The sequence below is a fragment of the Flavivirga jejuensis genome (genome assembly GCF_030540765.1).
Lineage (GTDB): Bacteria > Bacteroidota > Bacteroidia > Flavobacteriales > Flavobacteriaceae > Flavivirga > Flavivirga jejuensis.
The window spans coordinates 1-4,778 of record NZ_JAUOEL010000023.1; the positions used below are offsets into that span (position 1 = coordinate 1).

Sequence of the window (4,778 nt, forward strand, 5' to 3'; positions counted from 1 at the left end):
CCAACGTTCGAAGGGCACGTTGTCTATCGTACAGCGCCCTTCTTTTAGAAGGTCCCAGTACTCTTCCAGATCGTTGGCTCCCGGGAACCTGCAGGACATTCCCACTACGGCTATCGATTGTCCCTTTTTATGAACGATCTTGGTCTTTGGTTTTAGATCTTTTTCGGGGCTTGTGCTTTTTTCATGAACGGTCTCTGGATCTTTATTTTCTACCGTTTTAGCCATCTCTTTTGATAGGCTAGAAGCGGCGTCTTTGTGATCGGAGTCAAGAAACAGACGTTCCGATAGTTTTGTATGGTATTCCTTTGCGAGCCATGATGCTAAAGCCTCTATACTCTGGTATTCGAGCAGTATCGATGGGTCAAGGTTCCCTTCGAGATAACTGTTGAGTTTGCTCAATAATTGGGATAGCAGTACGGAGTCCACGCCATAATCCTGGAAAGGGCGGTCTTTTTCAAAGCGGTTTGGATCCATCTTCAGCTCTTCTGAAAAGAGCGTTGTTAACCAGCTCTCTGTCGCCGTGATAAGGGTTAGTGGGGTAGGAGCCTGCATCTTATTAACCTCCTTGGGCGTTAAGTTTTTCTGTGTAGCCCTTATTTTTTTTGATTCGTCTTTTTTGGTTCGGTACCCGAGTAGCTGCTCTGGGTTCCATGAGGGTTCTTTCATCATAGCAGGAAGGACTACCCTAATGCTGTCCTGCGCGAGTATGTTGTCCAACAACTCGAGACCTTCCTTGTTGAGCAAGCTCTGCAAACCGGTCTGTAAATATGCCTTGCTCTTTATCTCGCCCATTCCTGTTTCCCTCCAGCTTGGCCACTGTATACTGATGACCCTTGCCTCGTTTTGTTTGCTCAATGCAAAGTAGTCCATATAGGCATTTGCCATCGTATAATCGCTCTGTCCAGGCCCCAGGGACGGAATAGTTGCCGAAATGGAAGAGAACATGACAAAGAATCTTAGGGATTCTTTTTCAATTTCAGAGTAGAGTGTTTCCAGTCCGTGTACCTTTGGGGACAGTACCTCTGCTATTCCCGAGAGTTTTTTCCGTATAAATGCGGGGTTGTCAGCATCTATTATGCCTGCACTGTGCACAACGCCCGTTACGGTTCCCATCTCTTTTTTGGCCCGGTATAGCATCGATTTTACGGCTGCTTGGTCCGTGAGGTCTACCGAGGTCACAAGTATTTTGGCGCCCAAAGCCTCCAATTTCTCGATAGCCTTTATCTTAGTGGCGAGGCTACTGTCCTCTTTTTTGATAACAGACCAATGTTGGCGTTCGGGAATTTCTGAACGGCCGCTTAGGATCAATTGACGGGCACCGTGTTCCTTTATAAAATGTTCCGCACAGAGGTAACCTATTCCACGGGTTCCCCCGGTAATGAGGATGACTTCTTCTGGGTCGGGGAACGCCATACCGGCAACGGGGGACAATATCTCGGTTTTCAGATAGGGCTCGTAACGTACCCCCGATCGGAAGCATACTTCCGACCAGTCTCCCTGACAGGAGTACTCTTTGGAAATTATATTGGCGATCTCCCCAAGGGGGGCCGGTTCAACATCCATATGGCAGGAAGATACATGTCCATATTCGTGGCCCAGCATACGGTAGAGACCCGAACGTGTTGCCCCGGATAAGTTGATCCGGTCGTTCCTGTACGCCTCCAGGGACTTGGTGGTACATAATAACCTGATACCGGAACGGTTCCCCTGTTCTACGGCTGTCTGGATTATGGTTAGCCACTCTAACGAAGGATCTTCCCCTTGGTCACAACCGATAAGGTCAATGACACCGTCGAGAGTTTCCCAATCCGGTTCCGGTGACGGCTCGGAACCGTCCATGTACATTAAGGTACTTCCCGGTAAGAGCGAGGATACCTCCATTCCCAATGCTCTGGTCGCTTTGTTTATTAAGATCAGAACCTGTCCTTTTACCTCTCTTAGAAAAGAGTCACTGCATTCTTTCCAGTCCTTTACCATAAAACGGGACGGGTCTTGCAGGGTCAGTAAATCAGACTGTATTTTTTCTTTGAACCAATGGCGTTCACGGGCAAAGGGGTAAGTAGGCAAGCTGATCTTTTTTATCTGTCCGTCTACATAGAACTTGTTCCAATCCAGATCGTGCCCTTTTGCCCATATTTCCAATAACTTCTCATATTTGCCCTTATTGATCCAAGTATCTATCCCTGCCTTTATATCTTCGTCCCCAAGCATCCATAACCCATCTTTATCCTTTCTGTTTCCCAGATACAAGCGATCGATATCGATTTCCTGTGATAGGTATTGTTCCAGTTTAGCTATCAGTTCTTGCCTGTCTTCGACCAAGACCCCCATACGTACTTCCATGGCCTCCCGTCCGGTCTGCAACATATGTGCTATCTGGGCCATTTCCGCACCATCCGAGGCGCTTGTCTGGAGCCATAGCGAAAAGATCTCAGCGTAGGAGCGCAGCCTTTCCTGCGTTCCGGCAGATAGTACGATCATATACGGAGAAGGAGTAGAGGTTTTTTTTTCCATGAGATTCCCACGATATTCCTCAACAATAAGGTGGGCATTGGATCCTCCCGCCCCAAAAGAAGAGATCCCCGCACGAAGTGGGTACTCGAGATCCTGTATTACTGGTCGCTTCCAGTCGCTTAGCTCTTGTTGGACGACAAAGGGGCTGTTCTCGAAATCTATGTGTGGGTTGAGAACTTTAGAATGCAGGGAAGGAGCCAGCTTTGAGTGCTTGATCTGCAGGAGGACCTTTGTTAGTCCTGCGATCCCGGCGGCACTCTCACAATGGCCAATGTTCGACTTTGCCGATCCTATGGAACAATATTGCTTGTCCTTTGTGAAGGCCCCAAAGGCCCTGCTTAATCCCGCTATTTCAATAGGGTCGCCCAAAGAAGTTCCTGTTCCGTGTGCTTCCACATAACTGACGGTTCGGGGATCGATGCCCGATTTCTTATAGGCCTGGGCGATTACTTCTGCTTGTGCTATGGGATTGGGGATAGAATACCCGTTGGTCTTGCCTCCGTGGTTGAGGGAACTGGATTTGATTACCCCGTATATCTGATCCCCGTCGTCAACGGCTTTTGCTAATGGCTTTAACAGGACGGCACCCACGCCCTCGCCGGGTACATAACCGTCACCACCTTTCCCGAAGCTCTCGCACCTGCCTTGACCAGATACAAATCGACCCTGACTTAAGAATATGTATTTATTGGGGTGTACAGATAGGTTTACACCTCCTGCGATAGCAAGTTCACAGTCCCCTTGTTCGATACTCTGGCATGCAAGGTGTATGGCAGTCAATGATGACGAGCACATGGTGTCGACGGCAAGGCTCGGGCCATGGAGATCGTAATAATAGGATACCCGGTTGGCTATAGAAGAGGAGATGCCAGGCAAAGTCAAGGGTCTACCTTGTGCGGTCTCCTGTGCTCCATAGAGCTGATACTCCTCGTACATGACCCCGGCAAATACCCCCACGCTGCCTCCGAGGCCATTGGCATGGTAACTCGCAAGGGAACTTCGGGTATAGCCAGCATCCTCGAAGGTGGCACTGACGCACTCAAGGAAAAGGCGTTCCTGGGGATCCATAACGGCGGCTTCCCTGGGAGAGATGTTGAAGAACAAAGGATCGAACTTGTCTATGTCGTTGACAAACCCACCCCACTTGCTGTAGGTCTTACCAGTCTTGCTCATATCTGGATCATAATAGAGGGAGTGATCCCACCTGTCCTTGGGGATCTCGGTGATCGAGTCTACTCCCTCCCGTAAGTTCTTCCAGAAGTCCTCCAAGGTATCTGCTCCGGGGTATTTACCAGAAACCCCTACGATTGCAATGTCACCAATGGACTGCCCTCGATCCACTCTTTTGGTTTTTCTAAAAACTGGATTAAGTTTTCTTTTCTTATTCTGAAAATCAAAAATATCTTTTTCTTTTCGTTTAATCTCGGTTTTTGTAGTATGTGGTTTTGATAAAGGTTTTACTTCACCATCTAAAAGAGTTGATAATGTTTTAGAATGATTTTCAAAGAAATAGCCAACTAATGCCTTAATTGTTTGATATTCAAAAAACAATGTTTTAGATAAAACCCCAAATTTTTGTTCAAGATCAGAAGTAAGTCCCAATATCATAAATGAATCAATACCGTATTTTTCCATAGGGGCTTCAGCATCAATTTGACCAACGGGTACTTTAATTACTGATGACAATAACTTTTTAAAGAAATCTATTACTTTTTCTTTGGATAGTGTATCATTGCCCAAATGAGGTTTTATGCTCTTTTCTTTATTCGATTCATTAAAGTTTTTATCATTTTTAAAAAACTTCTGAGATACGGATTTATGATGTTTTTCTACAAGAAATATCGATAATTCCTTTATTGATCCAAATTGGAATAAAACTTTGGGGGTTAGTTGAAGATTAAATTTTTCACCCACTTTCTGTGCAAGGACACCCATTAGGGATTTCTCTAGACCGTATTCAATAAATTCTGCATCAACCTCTATTTCTTGCTTAGGTACCTGAAGCACTTCACTTGTAGTTTTAACTAGTAGCTCCAGTACTTTTTGCTCAAGGTCTACGTCCTCTAACGTTTCTGTTTTGATATCCGCTTTTGATGAAGAATCTAACGAGTATTCGTTAACAACCTCTTTTTGCGACGACTTCAATAATAAGTGATTTTTGGTATTCTCGTTTTTTTCTTCTAATATTCTAGAGGTGTACCCTTTCATTCTAACACATATCTTACCAGATTCATCTAATAGGTCTATATCAAGCTTTTGTATCT

General features: G+C 45.7%; 1 protein-coding gene. It reads right to left on the reverse strand.

Translation table 11 applies throughout. From position 1 onward, the window contains the following. Positions 1–4,722 (reverse strand): SDR family NAD(P)-dependent oxidoreductase (locus Q4Q40_RS23965; protein WP_303304586.1); only part of this gene is annotated, 4,722 nt, incomplete at its 3' end. Between the last annotated feature and the right edge of the window lie 56 nt (positions 4,723–4,778).